Source organism: Nocardiopsis coralliicola, assembly GCF_054779695.1.
This window is the reverse complement of record NZ_BAAGXT010000002.1, coordinates 213,690-232,821: the sequence shown is the minus strand read 5'-3', so window position 1 is coordinate 232,821 and position 19,132 is coordinate 213,690. Positions and strand designations below refer to the sequence as shown.

Sequence of the window (19,132 nt, the reverse complement as noted above, 5' to 3'; positions counted from 1 at the left end):
CCCAGCCGGCGAGCCTGCTCGGTGGCGGCCCGATCGGGTCCCGGCGCGCGGCCGCACCTTGCGCTGCGATGTCACCCACGGGTGCTAACCAGGATCCATGGACGAACCGACGCACCGCGCCCTCGACCCCAACGCCGTATCCGCGCTCTACGCCCGCTGGCTGCCCGGCCTGTGGGAGGCGCCGACCGCCGACCTCGACGTGCTCGCCCGGGAGGTGTTCACCGACGACGCCGTCGCCCACTGGCCCGGCCGCGACGTGCACGGTCCCTTCGCGATCGCCGACCAGATCCGCACCACCCACGCCATGTTCTCGTCGATCTCCACCACCGTCGAGGTGGGACCGGTCGTGGACGCCGGCGGCCTGGTCGCCGCGCACTGGCTGTTCAGCGCTGACTACGCCGGCGGCCTGGACGCCGCCACCGCCCCACTGGGCACCCGCGTCCAGTACCCGGGTGCGGACTTCTTCCGGTTGCGCGGCGACCGCTTCTGCGAGTACTGGGTGGTCGGCGACACCTTCACGCTGATGGCTCAGCTCGGCGCCGTGAGCGGCTGACCGGGCCGAAAGCAGTCGCAGGCTCTGTGGGACAGGGGCGGCGCAGCCGCTTCTTGGATCTGTATCGGGTGGCGTGAACGCCACTGCCACCTTTACGGCGTAGATCACTAACACCGCTGGGAGGCGGTGGAACCGCAGCCGCGCCGTCCGAAGAGAAGCGCACCTCCTGCGCACCCCGCGGGGCCGCTCCCCTGCTTCGGTCTGCAGCGATCGTGCCGCTGCTGCACCTGCCCCGAAGCCGGCGGCGGAGAGCTGGACACGGCGTCCGCGCGGTTGCTGCCAGCCCCGCCCCGGATTCTGGTCGGCTCGACCGCCATCGCCCTGCCCGGTACCGGGCAGGGCGATGGCGGCGATCAGCGCGGTCGGGCCCGACCGCAATACGACCCGGTCTGGCGGCCGGCCGCGTGGCCGGGCTGGTAGAGCGGGCCTGCACGGAGCGGTCTCCGCCCCGGGCAGGGACCGGTAAGCCACGGCGCGCGCGGCCTGGGCTGCCGAGCCCGTTCCGGCCACCAGGGGGCACATCGGCGCTGAACGCCCCCGGGAACAGGGAAGCAGACGGCTGATGGACACGGTGGGGACGGCTCCGCTCCCCGCAAGGCGGCGGAGCCGCGCCGCAGCACCACTCCCCCGCTCCCCCGCTTTCGCGCGGACCGTCCGGACCGCGCCGCTACACGGTCTCCCCTGCCGGGGACGCCTCCGCGGAGAGGCGCTCCAGCAGCTCCACCGCGCGGCGGCCGTCAGCGCGGGGGACGAACAGGTGGTCGTGGTGGTAGCCGGCGAGGACATTGCTGGACAGGCCCGCGTCGGCGAGCGCGGACGCGACGGCGGCCGTGAGGCCGACCGCGTCCAGCGCCGAGTGGACGCGCAACGTGATCCAGGCGCTGTCCGGGCCGTGGTCGAGGCCCGCAGCCTCGGCCTCCCCGCGGGTGCACACCAGGGTCAGCCCCTCGGCCTCGGCGAAGGTCGCCACCGGCCGCACGCCCGGCGGCACGGCTTCCGCGCTCGCGTGGACGTAGGTGCCCGGATGCAGTTCCGGCTGCAGGCCCGCCAGCAGTGCGCCGAGGTCGCGGACCGGCGCCGGCGCTTCCGCGGGCACCGCGCCGCCGCCCCCGCCGCCGAAGGCGGCGTCCAGTTCGGCGCGGGTCGGCGGCTGGGCTCCGGCGCGGGTGCAGGCGAGCGCCGCGGCCCGGGTCGCCTGGTCCAGCGCGCGGGTGACGTCGCCGGGCGTGAGCGTGTCCAGCGGGGCGGGGCCGTCGAGCAGCCCGTCGCCGTCCAGCGCGGCCAGCACCGCGGCGATGAACGCGTCGCCCGCGCCCACGGTGTCGACCACGTCCACCGGCACCGCGGGCACCCGGATCGGCGGCCGCCCGGGCAGCAGGCCCACCGCGCCGTCGCCGCCGAGGGTGACCACGGCCAGCCGCAGCCGGTGCCGGTCGAGCATCGCCGCGGCGGTCTCCACCGGGTCGGTGCCGGGGTAGAGCCAGGCGAGGTCGTCGGCGCTGGCCTTGAGGATGTGCGCGGTGTCGCACCAGGCCGCCGCCGAGGCGCGGTAGGCGGTGCGGTCGGGCTGGACGTCGGGGCGCACGTTGGCGTCGTAGCACACGGCGGTGGTGCCGGTGCGCTCGGCGAGCCAGTCGCGCAGCACGGCGGCGCCCGGCTCGAGGACCGCGGCGAGCGTGCCGACGTGGACGCAGCTGCCCGCGGTGTCGTCGGGCAGCTCCTCGGGGCGCCACTGGAAGTCGGCGGTGCCGTTCCGGTAGAAGGTGTACTCGGCCGACCCGGCTGCATCGAAGGCGACGAAGGCGAGCGTGGACTGCTCGCCGGCCTGCACCGCGCGGCCCAGGTCCACACCGCTGTCCGCCAGGTGGTCGCGCAGGGTGCGGCCGAAGTGGTCGCCGGAGAGCCGGCACAGCAGCGGCGCGGGCGCGCCCAGCCGGGCCAGTGCGACGGCCGCGTTGGCCGCGCCGCCGCCGGGCAGGGCCCGCCAGTCGCCCGGCTCCGGGCCGGGCACGAAGTCGATCAGGGCCTCGCCGCAGACGGTGATCATGGAGCTCCTGGTGGTCCTGGGTGCGCCCGCAGGGCGCGGTGCTCTTTTCCGCACCGCGACCCTACGGGGCCGCTGCTGCGGCGGCAGCGCGCGGGGCGCTGCGCCGCGTGATCATTTCACCGCGCCCATGGACAGGCCGCGCACCAGCTGGCGCTGGGCGATCCAGCCCACGATGACGATCGGCAGCGACGCCATGACCGCGGCCGCGGCGAGCTGGGCCACGAACAGGCCCTCGCTGGTGATGAAGCCGGTGAGGAACACCGGCACCGTCGCGGCCTGGGACGCGGTGAGGTTGACGGCGAAGAAGAACTCGTTCCAGGCGAAGATCATGCAGATCAGCGCGGTGGCGGCGATGCCGGGCGCCATGATCGGCAGCATCACCGAGACCAGGATGCGCGGCAGGCCGGCCCCCTCGACCCGGGCCGCCTCGATGATGGCGCCGGGCACCTCCAGGAAGAACGAGCGCAGCATCCACACCGCGATCGGCAGGTTCATCGCGGTGTAGAGGACCACGAGGGTCCAGATGTTGTCCAGCATGGACAGCTGGGTGGCGGCCACGTAGATCGGCACGACGACGGCGACGACCGGCAGCATCTTGGTGGAGATGAAGAAGAACAGCACGTCGGAGGTGCGCTTGACCGGCGCGATCGACAGCGCATAGGCCGCCGGAATGCCCAGGAGCAGCACCAGCACCGTGGAGGCCAGCGTCGCGATCAGGGAGTTGCCCAGGTAGGGCGCGAAGTCGGCGCCGATGACCGCCGTGAACCGGTCCAGCGTGGGGGTGAACAGCAGCGTCGGCGGGTCGGTGGCGGCCTGGTTCTCCTGCTTGAACGCGGTGAGCACCAGCCAGAGCGCGGGGAAGACGAAGAACAGCCCGGCGGCCCAGGTCAGGGCGGTGAGTGCGGTTCCGCCGGCGGTGCGCCGAGCGGGGGCGGTGCGGGCGGTCACGAGGCCTCCTGCGCGGTCTGGAAGGTGCGGAAGATGAGGCGCAGCGCCAGGGTCGCGATGATGATGGTGCCGACGACGACGACCACGCCCATCGCCGCAGACTGTCCGATGTCGAAGCCGAGGAAGGTGCGCTGGTAGATGTAGAAGGGCAGGTTGGCGCTGGCGGTCCCCGGACCGCCCTGGGTGAGCATGTAGATCGTGTCGAAGGTGTTGACGACGTAGATCGAGCCCAGCAGTACGCCCAGCTCGATGTAGCGCCGCAGGTGCGGCAGCGTGATGTGGACGAAGGTCTGCCACGGGCCGGCGCCGTCGACGCGGCACGCTTCGAGCACGTCGCCGCCCTGGCTCTGCAGGCCGGCCAGCACCAGCAGCGCCATGAACGGGGTCCACTGCCACACCAGGGCCACCACGACCGAGAGCACCGGATACTGCGACGCCCAGTCGATGTCCGAGCCGAACGGGCTCAGCACGAAGTTGACCAGCCCGAACACCGGCTCGAGCATGATGTGCTTCCACAGCAGCGCGGTGGCCACCGGAAGGATGAGGAACGGCGTGATGATCATCGTGCGCACCACGCCGCGCCCGGGGAAGGGCCGGTCCAGCAGCAGCGCCAGGCCGATCCCCAGCAGCATCGACACCACCACGCACGCCGCGGTGATGAGCACGGTGTTGAGGGCCGCGCCGAGGAACTGGGAGTCGGTGAACACCGCCGCGTAGTTGGCGAGTCCCACCCATCCCTGCGAGTCGGGGCGCAGCAGGTTCCACGAGCGCAGCGAGTAGATGACCGTCGCCAGGAACGGCAGCTGCGTCACGATGAGCATGAACACCAGCGCCGGCATCAGCGGTGCGCGGCGCCGCCAGCCGGCGGCGCGCTCCGCCGCCCGGGAGCGGGTGTGCCGCGGCGGCGCGGGGGCGCCGGCTTCGGGGCGCGGCGGGGCGGTGGCGCTCATCGGTCGCCCTCCTTATAGGTGTCGCCGACGGTCTGGGCGTACTCCTGGCTCTGGGCGAGCGCCTCATCGACGGTGATCTGGCCGGCGATGGCCGCGCTGAGCTGCTGGCTGACGCGGGTGCCGAGGTCCTGGAACTCGGGGATGGCGAGGAAGCCGATCCCCTCGTAGGGCACCGGGCGGGTGCCGGGGTCCTCCGGGTCAGCCTGCTCGATGCCGTCGAGCATGGCGTCGGAGTAGGCGCCGGCCACGTCCTGGTACTCGGGCTCCTCGAAGGTGGACATGCGGTTGCCCGGGGGCACGCGCTGCCAGCCGTAGGTGTCGGCGACCAGGCGGATGTAGTCCTTGTCGGTCATCCACTCCAGGAACGCCCACGCCTCGTCCTTGTGCTCGGAGGTGGCGGGGATGCCCAGCGACCAGGTGTAGAGCCAGCCGCCGTAGTCGGTGGAGTCGACCGGAGCCGGCGCGTAGCCGTTCTTGCCGGCGACGGTGGAGGCTTCGGTGTCCTCGATGGTGCTGACCATGGCGGTGGCGTCGTAGAACATCGCCGCCTGACCCTGGCCGTAGCGGTTGAGGCAGTCGCCGAAGCCCGCGTTGGCAGCGCCCGGCTGGCCGTGGCTGCGGGCGAGGTCGACGTAGAACTCGGCGGCGCGGCGGAACTCCGGCGAGTCGAGTTCGGCGTTCCAGTCCTCGTCGTACCAGCGGCCGCCGAAGGTGTTGAGCAGCGAGTTGAAGGGGCTGAGGACCTCGCCCCAGCCGGCCAGGCCGCGCATGCAGATGCCGGAGACGCCGGGCTCGATGCCGTCGAGCTCCTCGGCGAGGCCGGCGACCTCCTCCCAGGTGGGGTCCTCCGGCATCTCCACGCCGGCCTGTTCGAACAGGTCTTCGCGGTAGGCGACGAAGGAGGACTCGCCGTAGAACGGCACCGAGTACATGTCGCCGCCGGACGACAGGTTCTCCCGGATGGAGGGGATGAAGTCCTCGTCGTCGTAGTCGTCCGAGGCGTCGATGTAGGGCTGGAGGTTCTCCAGCCAGCCGTAGGAGGCCCACTGGCGGGTCTCGTAGTTGCTGACCATGACGGCGTCGAACTCGCCGCCGCCGGTGGCGACCGAGGTGGTGATCTTGGCGCGGGCCTCGTTCTCCGGCAGCGACACGAAGTCGACGTCGATGCCGGGGTTCTCGGCGCGGAACTCCGATTCGAGGGCGATGGCGTCCTGCATCTGCGGGTTGGACACGATCGCGATGACGAGCCGGGTCGCGCCGTCGCCTCCGGCGGCGGCGCCCGCTCCGGCGCATCCGGTGAGCAGGACGCCCGACACGGCCAGGGCGGCGGCCGGCCGGGCGATGCGGGGAAGGGGGCGCACGGGGGGCCTTTCTTCGGGCTTTCGGGGGTGGGGGGGTGCCGCCGGCGGACGGTGCCGGCGGCGCGGCAGCCACTGGCGGTCGGCGCAGGGGCTGCACGCGCAGCCGCCCCTCCTGCGGGGCGGCTGCGCTTCGGTCAGGTCTGCGCCGACTCCGGAACGACCTGCACCTTCACGCCGGTCCCGGCGCGCATCAGGTCCAGGGCGGCGGGAAACTCCTCCAGACCGGGGGTATGGGTCAGCAGGGGTGCGGTCTCCACGGCGCCGGCCGCCATCAGGTCGAGGGCGGCGCCGTAGCTGTGCAGCACGGCCATGGACCCGACCACGGTGATCTCGTCGTTGTAGATGCGGAACGGCGACAGGCTGATCCGGGCGTCGTCGGGGGCGACGCCGAAGACGAGCAGCCGCCCGCCGCGGCGCAGCGCGTCGAAGGCCGCTTCGATCGCCGGCGGTGCACCGGTGACGTCGACGGCGGCGTGGAACCCGGCGCCGGACAGCGCCGCGGTGTCGTCGGTGGTCGCTTCGGCGCCGAGCGATGCGGCGATGGCGAGCCGGTCGCGGTTGCGGTCGGCGACGGTGACGCGCGCGCCGGCGCGCTGCAGCAGCTGCTGCAGGAGCAGGCCCATGGTGCCGGCACCGACGACGAGGAAATGCTCGCCGGCTTCCACGCCGATGCGGCGGACGCCGTGCACGGCGCAGGAGAGCGGCTCGACGAGCGCGCCCTGCTGGAAGGTCATGTCCTCGGGCATGCGGTAGCAGTTGGCCGCGGGGACGGCGGCGAACTCGGCGAAGGCGCCGTCGACGGTGTCGCCGATGGCGCCCCAGTTGGCGCAGAGGTTGCCGCGGCCGGCCCGGCAGTAGTCGCAGTAGCCGCAGAACAGCGAGGGGTCGACGGCGACGCGCTCGCCCACCTGCAGGCCGCCCGGCGCGGAATCGCCGACGGCGACGATCTCGCCGGCGAACTCGTGTCCCGGCACCAGCGGATAGGGGCTGGGCGGGAACTCGCCGTCGGCGATGTGCAGGTCAGTGCCGCAGATACCGCAGGCGCCGACGCGGACGACGACCCCGCCGGGGGCCGGCGCCGGATCGGGGCGCTCCCCCACGGTGACGGTCCCGGGTTCGGTGATGATGGCGGCTCGCACGTGGTCGACTCCTCGCACTGGGGGTGCCGGCGGCACCGGCCGGCACCGGGGGACGGTCCCGGGCCGGCCGGCGCGGGGACATGGGAACGACCCCGCAACCGGTGCCGCTCAGATGAGCGGCGTGTGTCACAGATGTTTCCCACATTGAAGCCATGGACCGCAGCCCCTGTCAATGCGGGAAACACAGGAGAGTATGATGCCGCTCATATGAGCAAACAGTCGAGCAGTGCGCCCGCGGAGCGGCGCACCGAGGCGGAGGGCCCGGCCGCACTGGTCCGGCTGGCAGAGATCGCGCGCCGCTTCTACCTGGACGGCCGCTCCAAGGTGGAGATCGCCGAGGAGTTCGGGCTGAGCAGGTTCAAGGTGGCCCGCGCCCTGGAGGCGGCGCGCGACCGCGGCATCGTCCGCATCGACGTGCGCCTGCCGGCCCGGCTGGACGCCGAGCTGTCGGACCGCCTGCGCACCGCCTACGGCCTGCGCCGCGCCATCGTCGTCGCCGCCTCCCCCGACTCGGCCGAGACGCGCGCCGACCTCGGTGCGGCGGCGGCCGACCTGCTCGGCGAGATCGTGCAGCCCGGTGAAGTCCTCGGGCTGGCCTGGAGCAGGGCGCTGCAGATCATGGGCGCGCGGCTGTCCCGGCTGCCGCACTGCACGGCCGTCCAGCTCAACGGGGTGCTCAGCGAACTGGCGGACGACGGAGGCTCGGTGGAGACGGTGCGCCGCGCCGCGGCGCTGTCCGGCGGCCCGGCCTACCCGGTCTATGCGCCGCTGATCCTGCCCGACGCCGCGACGGCCCACACGCTGCGGGCCGACCCGGGGATCGCGGCGGCGTTCGCCCTCTATGACCGGCTCACGACGGCGGTGGTGGCGATCGGCGGCTGGGACCAGCACAACTCCACGGTCTTCCAGGCGCTGGACCCCGATGCGCGGACCCGCTACGCGGCGCAGGGGGTGGTCGCCGAGATCTCGGCGCAGCTGTTCGACGCCGAGGGCCGCCAGGTCCTCTGCGACCTGGACGAGCGGGTGGTCAGCATCCGCGCTGAGCAGCTGCGCAGCGTCCCGGAGGTGGTGGGCGTCGCCGGCGCCGGCGACGCGGCCAAGGCCGGTGCGATCGGCGCCGCCCTGCGCAGCGGGATCATCGACACCCTGGTCACCGACACCGACGTGGCCCGGGCCCTCCTCGACGGAGCGGTGGACGCCGTCCCGGAGTCCGACGCGCTCTAGGCGGTGCCCCGCGCCGTCCGCCCGGCACCTCGGCGTCCAGGGCGGCGGACCTCCCCTGCACGGCCGCTGCAGCCCGGCGCGGCCGGCGTGCAGGAGCCGGCCGCGGTGAAGCTGTACTGCTGGGACTGCGACTCCTGGACTCTGGTGTTCGGACGCGCCGGGCGGGAGCCCGGATCGGCCTCTGGGCGGGCGGACAGGGAGCCCGCGGGGATCCCGGTACCTCTGCAGCGGCCCCCTCGCCGACCGCTGCCGGCTGCCCCGCCGGGCCGCGCGGGCCCGGGAGGGGGCGCGGGGAGGGTCAGAGGCCGGCGGCGCCGGCGTCCCCGAGGGAGCGCTGCATCAGGACGGTGTCGACCCACATGCCGTGCTTGCGGCCGACGCGCGGCATGCGGCCGATCTCGGTGAAGCCGGCGCGGGCGTGCAGGGCGCGGGAGGCTGCACCCTGGCCGTGCTCGGGGGTGTCGGCGATGACGGCGACGACCTCGCGCAGCCCGGCCTCCTCGGCCGCCGACAGCAGCCCCTCCAGCAGGGCCCGGCCGGCGCCGCGGCCGGTAGCCGAGGGCGCAAGGTAGATGGAGTCCTCGGCGGTCTGCCGATAGGCCGGCTTGGGCTTCCACGGCCCCACCATGGCGTAGCCGGCAACCGCTCCGTCCAGCTCGGCGACGAGGAAGGGGCGTCCGGCGTCGCGGCTGTCCTTCCAGAGGGCGCGCCAGGTGTCGGCGGAGCGCGGCTCCGTGTCGAAGGTGGCGACGCTGTGCGCCACGTAGTGGGCGTAGACCTCTGCCACAGCCTCCATATCGCCGATCTGCGCGGCGCGGACGGCGGGCGCGGAGCGCTCCGGTCCGGCGGTTTCCTCCACGGTTCCCCCCTGCACGTGCCCTGCCGCGGCCGCCCGCTGGCCGCTCCTGCCCGATCAGGCGGCCCATCGTCCCACGTGCGTGTTACGGGAGCTTTTCCGCGGCGTTCCGGCGGGTCCGCAACCGGGGCCGGGGCGCTGTGGTGTCCGCCACCTCCGCCCGGCGCAGCAGCCCTCCGGAGCGCGCAAGCGCCTGCCGGGGCCGCCGCGGCTGCGGCGGCCCCGGCAGGCGGGTCCGGCTGCGGGTTGCGCTGCCGCTGCGCGGAGTGCGGTCAGCTGCCTCCCCCCAGGTCCGGCGGGCGCATGCGGAACACGCTGAGCTCGGTGTCGTAGTACTTGTCGGTGAGGCCGACCCACTCCATCCCGAGCCGCCGCGCCGTGGCGGCGGCCCGCTCGTTCTCGGGGCGGGCGACCGCGAACAGCTCCTCCAGGCCCTGCTCGAAGGCCCAGGCGGCGAGGCGCCGCGAGGCTTCGGTGGCATATCCGCTGCCCCAGGCGTCGGGGCGCAGCTGCCAGACGAGCTCGTAGTCCTCGTCGAACGGCGGGAGCTGGCGCAGCACCAGGCCGCCGATCACGGCGCTGTCCTCGTTGCGGACGACCGCCCAGCGGCCCGCGGGCGGGGTGAGGCTCGGCTGCGCTTCGCTCCAGGCGTGCAGAACGGTGCGCATCATGTCCGCATCCACGACGGCCGAGGTACGCGGGGTGAGCCACCGCGCGACCTCTTCCTCGCCGTAGATGCGCAGTGCGGACTCGGCGTCGGCGGGCTTCCAGTCACGGACTGTGAGGCGTTCGGTGCGCAACTCTGGCGTCATGGAGAAATGCTAGACGAACGCGTCCCACCAGGACACAGGCGCGGGTCAAGGACCGACCCTCGTCGGCGTTTCCGCAGGTGAAGCGGGGTTCGGGACCGGAGGCGCGGGGCGGGTGGAGTTCGCCGCGCGAGGGGTGCGCCGGAACCCTGCCGCGGGGCAGTCCCCTAGGACTCCCTGGTGATCTGGTCGAGCAGCAGCGCCATGTCCGGGGCCACCCACTCCTCGGCGATCCGGTCGCCCTCGACGCGGTACATCTCCAGGCTCGTGAAGCGGACCCGGCGGCCGGTGGCGGGCACGCCCTGGAACGTGCCGGTGTGGGTGCCGGAGAAGGAGAGCCGGACTGCGACCCGGCCGTGCGAAGCGAACAGGTCGTGCAGTTCGACGGAGAGGTCGGCGAAGCCCTCCTGCATCGCCGCCACCCCCGCCTTCCAGGCGTCACGGCCGCGCAGCGGCTCTTCCAGGCCTGGCAGGTTGGCGACGAAATCCTCGGTGAGCAGCCGCTCCAGGCCGTCGAGGTCGCCGCCGTCCAGGGCGGCGTAGGCGCGGCGGACGAGCGCTTCGGCGCGGGCGTCGGCCGCGGTCGGGCTGGATTCAGGGGTGTCGGCCATGGCGTTCCCTTCACAGCACGGGGCTAGAATAGTGAACATGGTACATGATGAACCTGGTTCACTGTCTACGGTGCAGACTCTGGACCGGCTGCTCGCCGCGGCAGTGTGCGTCGCCGACGACATGGACGCCGATCTCCGGCGGCGCGGCCTCACCCGGGCGCGGGCCACGGCGCTCTGGCAGATCGCCCGGCACGGCCCGCTCACCCAGCGGAAGCTGGCCGACCTGCTCGCGGTGACACCGCGCAACGTCACCAAGCTGGTGGACGCGCTGGAGGCCGCGGGCCTGGTGCGCCGCACACCCAGTCCGCGGGACCGCCGGGCGCTGCTGGTGGACCTGACCGAGCAGGGGCGCTCCGACTCCGCAGCGCTGCGCGCGGAGGCCGGCGAGCTGGCCGACGCGCTGTTCGGCGGCCTCTCCCCCACTGAGCGGGCGGCCTTCGGCCGGGTGCTCGACCAGGTCGTCGTCCACTTCGGCGGTCCGCCCAGCGGGCAGGAGCGGCAGGACTGAAGACGCGGCCGGCGGCGCGCTGTACAGCGGGGGCGGGAGGGGGGAAGCACCGCGGGGCGGGGCAGCAGATCTGCTGCCCCGCCCCGCGGGCGGTACGCGGCCGGCGGAGCCGGCCGGACGCGCGGACCTAGATGCCGCGGACGTCCTGGGCCTGCGGGCCCTTGGGGCCCTGCGCGACCTCGAACTCGACGCGCTGGTTCTCCTCGAGGTTGCGGAAGCCCGAACCCGCGATGTTGGAGTAGTGGACGAAGACGTCCTGGTCAGCGTCGTCCTGGCTGATGAAGCCGAAGCCCTTTTCGCTGTTGAACCACTTGACGGTACCGGTGGCCATGGGGGCCTCCTCGATGTTTCCTAACTTGCGGACCGGAGTCGCGGGCCGCGTCTCCGGGGGCCGCCGCGAACCTTCCGAACCGAAAAGCGCCGCGCGCCGAAACTCCGCGGGCGATCAAGCGATCAAGCGAATTCCAGACTGCAACCCGCCCGTGACGTTAGCACACGGGTTAGCGCCCGGACCGCTGCTCGAAAGGGAGTGCGACGCGCCCGCGCGAATACCCGATCGCCCGGTGCGCCCGGGTTTTCCGCACCCGCCCGCCTTCACTTCTGCGCGGCCTTCCGCGCCCGCAGCGGCGGCCGGGCGCGGAAGGCCGGCCGGCGTGACGAGGGCGGGCCGGCCCCGCGTCAGGTGCCGCTGCGGGACGCGTCCGGACCGCCTGCGGCGGGGGTGCCCGCGGCGCTCGCCGCCGCACCGCCGGCGGGACCGCCTCCTTCGGACCGCGCGCCGCCGGCGCCGGGCAGCGGGGTGTAGGTGGCCAGCAGCGGACCGAGGACCGCCAGCACCAGCACATAGAGGCCGGCGAACGGGGCGATCCGGTCGTCGAGCCCGGCTGCGGCGGCGATGGTGGCGAGGATGAGCGCGAATTCGCCGCGGCTGACCAGGGTGAGGCCGATGGTCACGCCGGCCCGCGCGGGCGCGCCGCAGATGCGGGCGGCGGCGGCCCCGGCGGCCAGATTGGCGGCGACGGTCATCAGCACGGCGATCAGCACCGGCAGCGCGACGTCGCCGAAACGGCCCGGGTCGAGGGTGAGGCCGAACCCGATGAAGAAGACGCCGGCCAGCACGTCGCGGAGGGGCGCGGTCGCCTCCTCGGCGCGGTGCCGGGCATCGGTACCGGCCACGATGAGGCCGACCATGAAAGCGCCGATGGCGTCGGAGACTCCGACCTCCTCGGCGGCGCCGGCGACGAACAGGGCCAGGCCGACCAGGCCGACGACGAAGAGCTCCGCCGACTTCTCGCCGACGATGCGGGACACGATGCGGCTACCGCGCCGGGCCAGCGTGAACAGCAGGACCAGGAAGGCGACCGAGACCCCCAGCCGCAGTGCGGTCTGCAGCGCCCCCTCCCCCGGGTTCAGCACCGCGCCCAGGACGGCGAGGTAGAGGGCGAGGAAGACGTCCTCGATCACCACGATGCCGAGGATCACGGGCGTCTCGCCCCGACCCATCCGGCCGAGCTCGATCAGGATCTTGGTGACGATCGCCGAGGAGGAGATGCCGGTGACGCCGGCGATGACGAGCGCTTCGGCGAAGCCCCAGCCGAGCGCGAAGCCGAGGACGAGGCCGGCGCCGATGTTGATCGCGATGTAGGCGGCACCGGCACCGATGATGGCCCTGGCGTTGTGCGCGAACGCCTTCGCGTCGAACTCCAGGCCCAGCTGGAACAGCAGCAGGACGAGGCCGACGGTGGCCAGGACCTGGACCTCCTCGTAGGGCAGGTCGATCGGGACCAGGTCCACGGCCGGGCTGGCGGCCAGGCCGACCAGCATGTACACGGGGATACTGGGCAGGCCGACCAGCCGTGCGGCCCGGCCGATCGTCGCGGCCAAGACCAGCAGCAGCCCCAGCACGAGGAGGGTGTGTCCCACCGACGCCTCCAATGGTTCGATTGAATCTAACCATTAGATGGTACCTAAGGATTACGGCTGGCCTACCATGGTCCGTGTGACGACGCAGACCACGGAGGCGGACGGCGAGATCGCCCGCGTCCAGCACGACTGGGCGCAGATGGCGCGCCTGCTCCTGGACCGGCGGATGGGCACGGTCCTGCACGTGGACCTCACCATCCAGCAGGTGAAGACACTCGTGCTGGTGGCGCGGGGCACCGCGGGCACCGGCGCCGAGCTGGCCCGGCACCTGCACGTCAGCGCGCCGACCGTGTCGGCCGGCGTCGAGCGGCTGGTCGAGCTGGGCCTGCTGGAGCGCGCCGTCCCCGGCGCGGAGCAGGGCGACCGCCGCGTCCGCCGCCTCCGCACCACCGACCAGGGCCGCGCCACCGTGGAGCGCCTCCTCGGCCTCTCCCCGCTCAGCGCCGAGATCCTCGCCGCCCTCGCCCCGGACGACCTCGCCGCCCTGCGCCGCGGCACGGCGGCCCTGCGCGCCGCCCTGGAAGACGCTGCGGAGCAGGGCACCCAGAGCTGACGGCCCGCGCGGCCGATGACTTCCGCCCCCTCCGGCGGTCCTCCCTGCAACCGCCTGCGCAGGCAGGCCGAGAGAGGGGATCAGGACGTGGCGATCCAGCGGATGGACAACGTGCTCATCGTCGTCGAGGACCTCGACGCGATGATCGGGTTCTTCACCGGTATCGGGATGGAGCTGGAGGGGCGGACCCACATCGAGGGCGACTGGGTGGACGGCGTCATCGGGATCGAGGGGGCGCGCGAGGAGATCGCCCTGCTGCGCACCCCGGACGGGCACGGCGCCGTGGAGCTCGCCAAGTTCCTGGCGCCCGCGGCGATCACACCCGAGCCGGCGGCGGCTCCGGTCAACACGCTGGGCCTGCGCCGCATCATGTTCGCCGTCGACGACGTGGATGCCGCGGTCGAGCGGCTGCTGGCGGACGGCGCTGAGCTCGTCGGCACCGTCGTCCGCTACCTGGATGCCTACCGGCTCTGCTTTGTCCGCGGACCGGAGGGCGTGCTCGTCGGCCTGGCCGAGCCGCTCAACAGCGCAGAGCCCGGCGGCACAGACCGCTGAACCGGCGTGCGGGCCGGCGATGATTCCGGGCGGACGGACCGGTCTAAGATCCATTGCCATTAAAGGCCGAACAGGGAGTACGACATGGAGCAGCTGCTGCGAGTCCAGAACTTCGGCGTTTCCAGCGACGGGGTGGCCGCCGGGGAGGACCAGAGCCTGGAGAGGCCGTTCGGCACTGCCGTGGATCCGGAGCGGCTGTTCGCCTGGGCCGGGGCGACGGCGCACTGGCCCGGTCGTGCCGACCCGGGCGGCAGCCGGGGGCTGGACGACTACTTCACGAGGGACTTCACCAACAACATCGGCGCCGAGATCATGGGGCGCAACAAGTTCACCGCGCAGCGCGGCCCCTGGCCGGACTACGAATGGCAGGGCTGGTGGGGCGACGAGCCGCCGTTCCACACGCCGGTGTTCGTCCTGACCCACCACGAGCGCCCCTCGTTCACGCTGGGCGAGACCACCTTCCACTTCACCGGCGGGGAACCGGCCGAGGTCCTGGAGAAGGCGCGGGCCGCCGCCGGCGGCAAGGACGTCCGGCTGGGCGGCGGGGTCACTACGGTCCGCGAGTTCCTGGACGCCGGCCTCGTGGACACGCTGCACGTTGCGGTGGCGCCGTTCCAGGCCGGGCCGGGCCTGCGGCTGTGGGACTCGCCCGAGGAGCTGTGCGACCGCTACCACCTGGAGGTGGTGCCCAGCCCGAGCGGCGTCACCCACCACCTGTTCTGGCGGAAGTAGCCGCACCGCGGAGCCGGCGCTCCGGCCGAAGCGCGCGTGACGGCGCCGCTCTCGCCCGGGGCACGGGGGCCGGTGCACGGTGCGCCGCCCAGGAATGGCGACGGCTACCGCCGCGTTCGCGCACCGCCTTGTGGTCGGCCTCCCCCACTCCGGATACCGCGCCGACCACGATGGCGGATCTCCGCGGAACCGAGCCATTCTGGTCCCCTTCGGCGCGGAGGGCGAGAGCGCAGCTGCATCCCTTTCCTGCCAACCGTTCAACCCGGGCGAATCGGACGGGGGCTTTGCGGCTCTCAGGAATCGCTGGCAGCGAACGGGCCGCCCGGCGCGAAGGCGTGGTCGGCGAAGCGGGCGCCGATGCGGCGGTGGGCGGCAGCACCGGGGTGGAGGCCGTCGGGCAGCGGGAGCTCGGCGTGGTCGGCGGGGCCGTACAGCACCTTGCCGTCCAGGTAGGAGAGGTGCGGGTCGGAGGCCGCGCGCTCCGCGGCGATGCGCTCCAGCTCCGCGCGGATCGCGGTCAGGGTGAGGCGGCCGGCGGCGGCATCGGCGGGGTCGCCGGTGGCGCGGAACCCGACCCGGCCCTCGGCGAGCGCGGCCGGGTCGAATGCACCGGGACCGGGCGTGTCCTCGTGGATGGGGCAGTACAGCGGGCCGATGAGGAGCAGCGGCGCGTCCGGGTGGCCCTCGCGCAGGGTGTCCAGGAAGCCGTGCACGGCCGGGCCGAAGGCGCGCATCCGCATCAGGTCGGCGTTGGCGATGTTGATGCCGATCTTGACGCTGACCAGATCGGCCGGCAGGCCGCGCATCGTCCGGGCGGTGAAGGGGTCCAGCAGGGCACTGCCGCCGATGCCGAGGTTCACCAGTTCGGCGCCGCCGGCCGCGGCGGCCAGCACGGGCCAGGTGGCGGTGGGGTCGGTGGCGTTGGAGCCGTGGCTGATCGAACTGCCGTGGTGCAGCCAGACCGGCCTGCGGTCGGGAAGCGGCTCCAGCGGCGCATCGCTGCGCACCGCCGCCAGCAGCACGGACTCGTTGTGCGGAAGCCAGATCTCGATGTCCTTGCCCCGGTCGGGCAGGCCGTCGAAGCGCAGCGTGACCGGCTGCCCGGTGGCGGTCTCGGCGGAGCCGGTGCGCAGGTCGACGCTGATGGTGTCGCCGCCGCGGGCGGTCGCCTCGGCGGCGCGCTCGCCGTCGACGTGCAGCACATAGAGCCCGTCGGGCCGGGCCGGCAGTCCGGTGAAGGCGCGCTTGGTGGGCAGGACGTCGATCTCGACGGCGGTGGCGCGGGTGCGCGCCGCGAGCCGCACCCCGGCGGGCTGGGCCTCGGCCATGGCCAGCTGGGGGTCGGGACACTGGGCGCGTGCCCAGGCGGGCAGCCGGTGGATGGCGGTGCCGCGCGGGGTGGGCTCGAGTTCCAGCGCTCCGCGCACGAGGGCAGCGCTGATGGGCACGGTGTCCAGGGTGTCGGTCATGTCCGCCTGCGTTCTGGTGGGCCGGGTCGGGTCGGGTGCGGGGCGCCGCCCGGTTGGCAGCGCTGCGGCGCGCGGCGCGTCATCCGGTGATCCGCGCGGCGAGCGCCTCCCAGGTTGCGGCGAGCTGGTCGGTGCCCTCGGGGAGCTGGGCGCCGTCGGGCGCGCCGTCGATGAACAGCAGCAGCGGCGTCTCGACGGCCGCGGCGAGCAGGACGGCGCCGGCCCCCGGGTCGACACCGGGCAGGTCCATCCGGGTGAGCAGCATCCGCAGGTGCAGCACGCTGAACGAGCCGAGCGGTCCGGGGCGCGGCGCTGCGCCGGCGCTCTCGCGGGCGACCTCGATGTGGGCGCGCAGGAAGCCGAACCGCGCCCGGCCGTAGGCGGCGAGCCGCTCGCCGGGCTCCGCGCCGGGGCCGAGCGGCGGCGGGCCGGCGAGGACGCTCTCCTGGAAGGCGCTCTCACTGTCTTCCAGCAGCGCGCGGAAGATCCCGGCGCGCGTGCCGAACCGGCGGAAGACGGTGCCCTTGCCCAGCCCGGCGCGTTCGGCCAGGGCGTCCATGGTGAGGTGCCCGGCGCCCTCCTCCTCGATCATTGCGCGCGCGGTGCCGAGGAGGTGGGCGCGGTTGCGGGCGGCGTCGGCGCGTTCAGCACGGGCGCGGCCCAGCTGCACCACGGGGATGTTCACGCTCCGATCGTACAACCGGAACAACAAACGGGGTATAGTCCGTTTGCAGCATTCGGACCACGGTCCGTTTCACCGAGCACCGCCACCGGGCGGCGCACCGTTCCCACCGGGAGAATCCGCATGAACCTGTTCCGTCTGGACGCCAGCATCTTTCCGGGCGCCTCGGCCAGCGGCGAGCTGGCCGACATCGCCGAGGCCGAGTGGGCTTCGGCCCACCCGGAGGGCGCGGTGGTCCGCCGGCACCTCGGCACCGACCCGCTGCCCGGCGACGCGTGGGCCGCCGCCACCGTCGGCGCGACCGTCGCCGGCGACCAGCGCACCCCGCGCCAGCAGCAGGCGCAGGACCTGGCTGAACGGCTCACCGCCGAACTGGACGCCGCCGACGCCGTCCTGCTGGCCGTGCCGCTGTACAACTACGGCGTCTCGCAGCACTTTAAGATCTGGTCCGACCTGGTCATCCACGGTGCCGGCGCCGGCACCCCGGTACTGGAGGCGACGCCGACCGTTCTGGTGACCGCACGCGGCGGCGGCTACGGCCCCGGCACCCCGATGGAGGGCTGGGACCACTCCACCCCCTACCTCCGCCGCATCCTGGCCGACGTCTGGAAGGCCGACCTGACCGTCGTCGAGCGCGAACTCACCCTCGCCGAAGCCAACCCGGCCATGGAGTCCCTGCGCCCCCTCGCCGCCGACCTCCACTCGGCCGCCCGCGACGCCGCCGCCCACGCCGGAAAGGCCCTCGCCGGGGCCTGAACGGCGGAACGGCCCGCGGCCATGCGGCCGGGCACTGGCACCGCCCCCGCCGCGTGGCCGGAAGCGGCCCGGGGAAGTGGAAGCCGCCTGGAATGCGGGCCGGGCGCTCGGGCATGATCGGCGGATGCGGAATTGCGCTCCCCCGCAACCTCCCGCCACTGACCCCGGGGGCAGGTGACCGTGGACGACGTCATCGCCCTGGCGATCCTGACCGGCCTGCTCATCTCCGCGTGCTATGCGGCCAGCGCAGCCTGGGTCCACCGGCAGCGGCAGCGGGCGCCGGCGGCTCCCGCGCCGGGCATGGGCGAGCTCGGCCCTTCCGCGCTGGCGCTGCTCGCCGGCGGGCGGTGGCGGCTGGGACAGGTCGCCTTGGCCGAGGCCTTTCTGGACGGATGGATCCGCGTCGAACGCACGCGGGGATTCCGGCGCGCCGCCCTGATCCGCGCTGACACCGGTGCGCTCTACCGGGACTGGAACCGCAACCCGGTCCTGGCAGCTGCCCTGGACAGCGCCCTGCGCGGCATCCCGGAGCCGGTCCTGCGCCCGGAGCGGCTCGTTTCCACAGCCGCTTCGGCCGCGGGGGTCCACGACATCCTGGCGCGCCTTCGTCGGGACGGACTGCTGCTCACGCCCGAGCGGGTCGGTCTCGCGCAGTCGCTGCGCCGAGGGGTGGCCGTCCTGCACCTGAATGCGGTCCTGGTGCTTGCGCTGCTGACCCTGCCCGCCATGGCATTCGGCACGCCGGCGCTCCTGTCCGCGCTGCCAGGGGTCCCGGCGCTGCTGGGGCCGGGCTTCCTGCTGGGGGCTTTCGCCCCGGCCGTGCTCATGTTCGTGCTGTACCAGCGGTTCGGCACAGTGCCCGTGGCGCTGGTGGCCACCGGGTGCACGGCGGCGCTCGTGCTCGTGTCCCCCGTCTTCTGGGGCGCGGTTGCCGTATGCGGAGCGTGGTTGGGGGCCTATGTGGTCTTCATCGCGACGAGGCGGATCAGCGGCTCGCGCACGCGCGCGGGGGAGGCGGTGCTCGCCGCCGCCCGGAGGGGCCTGGCCGCCGAGGGCCTCTCTGCACGCGACCGGGCCCTGCGCATCGTCGCGCTGGAGGGCGTTCCGGGACTGCGCAGGCGCCCGGAGCTGCGCGTCTCGGTCTCCGCCGCCGAATCCACCGAGCTGGCATGGGAGCCGATCGAAGAGTTCGCCGAACAGGTCGGCGGCCTCGGGGGCTCCTCCCCCGGTCTGGCAGCGGACCGCGACTCCGGCGGCTCCTTCAGCGCGGATGGGGGCTCCAGCGGCTTCGGCGGCGGAAGCGGCGGTGGCGACGGTGGAGGCGGGGGTTCGGGAGGAACCGGAGGAGGCGACGGGTGAGCCCGCGCGGCCCGCTTTCCTGCCGGGGCCGCTGATCCCTGCGGCGGCGCGCCCCGCATCGCCGGCGCCTGCCGCGGAACGCCTCTGGAGGCTGCTC

The 19,132-nt window shown here is 73.8% G+C and carries 20 protein-coding genes; 8 read left to right on the top strand and 12 right to left on the bottom strand.

The window, feature by feature from the left end; genetic code table 11:
- Positions 1 to 97 precede the first annotated feature (97 nt).
- Positions 98 to 553 carry an ester cyclase gene (locus ACYVGT_RS03170; RefSeq protein WP_460854837.1) on the top strand — a complete coding sequence of 152 codons (456 nt, stop codon included), beginning with the start codon at positions 98 to 100 and terminating at the stop codon, positions 551 to 553.
- 667 nt (positions 554 to 1,220) lie between these two features.
- On the opposite strand, the gene ACYVGT_RS03165 is transcribed toward ACYVGT_RS03170, so the two are convergent.
- From ACYVGT_RS03165 to ACYVGT_RS03145, 5 genes are all read right to left on the bottom strand, one after another.
- Positions 1,221 to 2,600, bottom strand: a complete 1,380-nt coding sequence (locus ACYVGT_RS03165; protein WP_460854836.1) for a PfkB family carbohydrate kinase — start codon at positions 2,598 to 2,600, stop codon at positions 1,221 to 1,223.
- Between the two features lie 111 nt (positions 2,601 to 2,711).
- Positions 2,712 to 3,548 carry a carbohydrate ABC transporter permease gene (locus ACYVGT_RS03160; RefSeq protein ID WP_460854835.1) on the bottom strand — a complete coding sequence of 279 codons (837 nt, stop codon included), beginning with the start codon at positions 3,546 to 3,548 and terminating at the stop codon, positions 2,712 to 2,714.
- Positions 3,545 to 4,498 (bottom strand): carbohydrate ABC transporter permease, encoded by a 954-nt coding sequence (locus ACYVGT_RS03155; RefSeq protein WP_460854834.1) that lies wholly within the window; start codon positions 4,496 to 4,498, stop codon positions 3,545 to 3,547. The genes ACYVGT_RS03160 and ACYVGT_RS03155 overlap by 4 nt, the downstream gene beginning before the upstream one ends.
- Complete coding sequence (locus ACYVGT_RS03150; protein ID WP_460854833.1) at positions 4,495 to 5,859, bottom strand: ABC transporter substrate-binding protein; 1,365 nt, start codon at positions 5,857 to 5,859, stop codon at positions 4,495 to 4,497. Before ACYVGT_RS03150 ends, ACYVGT_RS03155 begins: the two co-directional genes overlap by 4 nt.
- A gap of 134 nt (positions 5,860 to 5,993) precedes the next feature.
- Entirely contained in the window at positions 5,994 to 6,998 is a 1,005-nt protein-coding gene (locus ACYVGT_RS03145) for a zinc-dependent alcohol dehydrogenase family protein (protein ID WP_460854832.1), read from the bottom strand.
- A 270-nt stretch (positions 6,999 to 7,268) separates the two neighbouring features.
- On the opposite strand from ACYVGT_RS03145, the gene ACYVGT_RS03140 reads away from it, so the two are divergent.
- Entirely contained in the window at positions 7,269 to 8,222 is a 954-nt protein-coding gene (locus ACYVGT_RS03140) for a sugar-binding transcriptional regulator (RefSeq protein WP_460854894.1), read from the top strand.
- A 298-nt stretch (positions 8,223 to 8,520) separates the two neighbouring features.
- Here the strand turns inward: ACYVGT_RS03140 and ACYVGT_RS03135 are convergent, their stop codons facing one another.
- The 3 genes from ACYVGT_RS03135 to ACYVGT_RS03125 all read right to left on the bottom strand — a co-directional run bounded on the left by ACYVGT_RS03135 (position 8,521) and on the right by ACYVGT_RS03125 (position 10,498).
- The gene (locus tag ACYVGT_RS03135; RefSeq protein WP_460854831.1) at positions 8,521 to 9,081 is read right to left on the bottom strand and encodes a GNAT family N-acetyltransferase; all 561 of its coding nucleotides are present in this window, start codon (positions 9,079 to 9,081) and stop codon (positions 8,521 to 8,523) included.
- A 269-nt stretch (positions 9,082 to 9,350) separates the two neighbouring features.
- Positions 9,351 to 9,890, bottom strand: coding sequence for a GNAT family N-acetyltransferase (locus ACYVGT_RS03130; RefSeq protein ID WP_460854830.1), 540 nt, complete (start codon positions 9,888 to 9,890; stop codon positions 9,351 to 9,353).
- 164 nt (positions 9,891 to 10,054) lie between these two features.
- Positions 10,055 to 10,498: an ester cyclase gene (locus ACYVGT_RS03125; RefSeq protein WP_460854829.1), complete on the bottom strand. Its 444-nt coding sequence runs from the start codon at positions 10,496 to 10,498 to the stop codon at positions 10,055 to 10,057.
- Between the two features lie 37 nt (positions 10,499 to 10,535).
- Between ACYVGT_RS03125 and ACYVGT_RS03120 the strand changes: the two genes are divergently transcribed.
- Positions 10,536 to 11,006, top strand: coding sequence for a MarR family winged helix-turn-helix transcriptional regulator (locus tag ACYVGT_RS03120; protein WP_460854828.1), 471 nt, complete (start codon positions 10,536 to 10,538; stop codon positions 11,004 to 11,006).
- Between the two features lie 127 nt (positions 11,007 to 11,133).
- Here ACYVGT_RS03120 and ACYVGT_RS03115 read toward each other — a convergent pair whose 3' ends face one another.
- Positions 11,134 to 11,337, bottom strand: coding sequence for a cold-shock protein (locus ACYVGT_RS03115; protein WP_460854827.1), 204 nt, complete (start codon positions 11,335 to 11,337; stop codon positions 11,134 to 11,136).
- A 347-nt stretch (positions 11,338 to 11,684) separates the two neighbouring features.
- Entirely contained in the window at positions 11,685 to 12,929 is a 1,245-nt protein-coding gene (locus ACYVGT_RS03110; RefSeq protein WP_460854826.1) for a cation:proton antiporter, read from the bottom strand.
- Positions 12,930 to 13,005: 76 nt separating this feature from the next.
- Between ACYVGT_RS03110 and ACYVGT_RS03105 the strand changes: the two genes are divergently transcribed.
- From ACYVGT_RS03105 to ACYVGT_RS03095, 3 genes are all read left to right on the top strand, one after another.
- Complete coding sequence (locus ACYVGT_RS03105; protein ID WP_460854825.1) at positions 13,006 to 13,482, top strand: MarR family winged helix-turn-helix transcriptional regulator; 477 nt, start codon at positions 13,006 to 13,008, stop codon at positions 13,480 to 13,482.
- Between the two features lie 87 nt (positions 13,483 to 13,569).
- Positions 13,570 to 14,037: a VOC family protein gene (locus ACYVGT_RS03100; RefSeq protein WP_460854824.1), complete on the top strand. Its 468-nt coding sequence runs from the start codon at positions 13,570 to 13,572 to the stop codon at positions 14,035 to 14,037.
- A gap of 84 nt (positions 14,038 to 14,121) precedes the next feature.
- On the top strand, positions 14,122 to 14,769 hold the full coding sequence (locus tag ACYVGT_RS03095; RefSeq protein WP_460854823.1) for a dihydrofolate reductase family protein: 648 nt from the start codon (positions 14,122 to 14,124) through the stop codon (positions 14,767 to 14,769).
- A gap of 293 nt (positions 14,770 to 15,062) precedes the next feature.
- On the opposite strand, the gene ACYVGT_RS03090 is transcribed toward ACYVGT_RS03095, so the two are convergent.
- Both ACYVGT_RS03090 and ACYVGT_RS03085 read right to left on the bottom strand, forming a co-directional pair.
- Positions 15,063 to 16,238 (bottom strand): GDSL-type esterase/lipase family protein, encoded by a 1,176-nt coding sequence (locus ACYVGT_RS03090; RefSeq protein ID WP_460854822.1) that lies wholly within the window; start codon positions 16,236 to 16,238, stop codon positions 15,063 to 15,065.
- 79 nt (positions 16,239 to 16,317) lie between these two features.
- Positions 16,318 to 16,923 (bottom strand): TetR/AcrR family transcriptional regulator, encoded by a 606-nt coding sequence (locus ACYVGT_RS03085; protein ID WP_460854821.1) that lies wholly within the window; start codon positions 16,921 to 16,923, stop codon positions 16,318 to 16,320.
- Between the two features lie 120 nt (positions 16,924 to 17,043).
- Here ACYVGT_RS03085 and ACYVGT_RS03080 point away from each other — a divergent pair, with 120 nt between their 5' ends.
- Together ACYVGT_RS03080 and ACYVGT_RS03075 are read left to right on the top strand one after the other, a co-directional pair.
- A complete protein-coding gene (locus tag ACYVGT_RS03080) occupies positions 17,044 to 17,676 on the top strand; it encodes an FMN-dependent NADH-azoreductase (protein ID WP_460854820.1) in 633 nt (210 codons plus the stop codon).
- A gap of 180 nt (positions 17,677 to 17,856) precedes the next feature.
- On the top strand, positions 17,857 to 19,035 hold the full coding sequence (locus ACYVGT_RS03075; RefSeq protein ID WP_460854819.1) for a DUF2207 domain-containing protein: 1,179 nt from the start codon (positions 17,857 to 17,859) through the stop codon (positions 19,033 to 19,035).
- Positions 19,036 to 19,132: the final 97 nt, after the last annotated feature.

Coding starts and splice junctions, on each gene's coding strand:
- ACYVGT_RS03170 (WP_460854837.1), top strand. CDS start 98: ATGGACGAACCGACGCACCGCGCCCTCGACCCCAACGCCGTATCCGCG.
- ACYVGT_RS03165 (WP_460854836.1), bottom strand. CDS start 2,600: ATGATCACCGTCTGCGGCGAGGCCCTGATCGACTTCGTGCCCGGCCCG.
- ACYVGT_RS03155 (WP_460854834.1), bottom strand. CDS start 4,498: ATGAGCGCCACCGCCCCGCCGCGCCCCGAAGCCGGCGCCCCCGCGCCG.
- ACYVGT_RS03130 (WP_460854830.1), bottom strand. CDS start 9,890: ATGACGCCAGAGTTGCGCACCGAACGCCTCACAGTCCGTGACTGGAAG.
- ACYVGT_RS03125 (WP_460854829.1), bottom strand. CDS start 10,498: ATGGCCGACACCCCTGAATCCAGCCCGACCGCGGCCGACGCCCGCGCC.
- ACYVGT_RS03120 (WP_460854828.1), top strand. CDS start 10,536: ATGGTACATGATGAACCTGGTTCACTGTCTACGGTGCAGACTCTGGAC.
- ACYVGT_RS03115 (WP_460854827.1), bottom strand. CDS start 11,337: ATGGCCACCGGTACCGTCAAGTGGTTCAACAGCGAAAAGGGCTTCGGC.
- ACYVGT_RS03095 (WP_460854823.1), top strand. CDS start 14,122: ATGGAGCAGCTGCTGCGAGTCCAGAACTTCGGCGTTTCCAGCGACGGG.
- ACYVGT_RS03090 (WP_460854822.1), bottom strand. CDS start 16,238: ATGACCGACACCCTGGACACCGTGCCCATCAGCGCTGCCCTCGTGCGC.
- ACYVGT_RS03080 (WP_460854820.1), top strand. CDS start 17,044: ATGAACCTGTTCCGTCTGGACGCCAGCATCTTTCCGGGCGCCTCGGCC.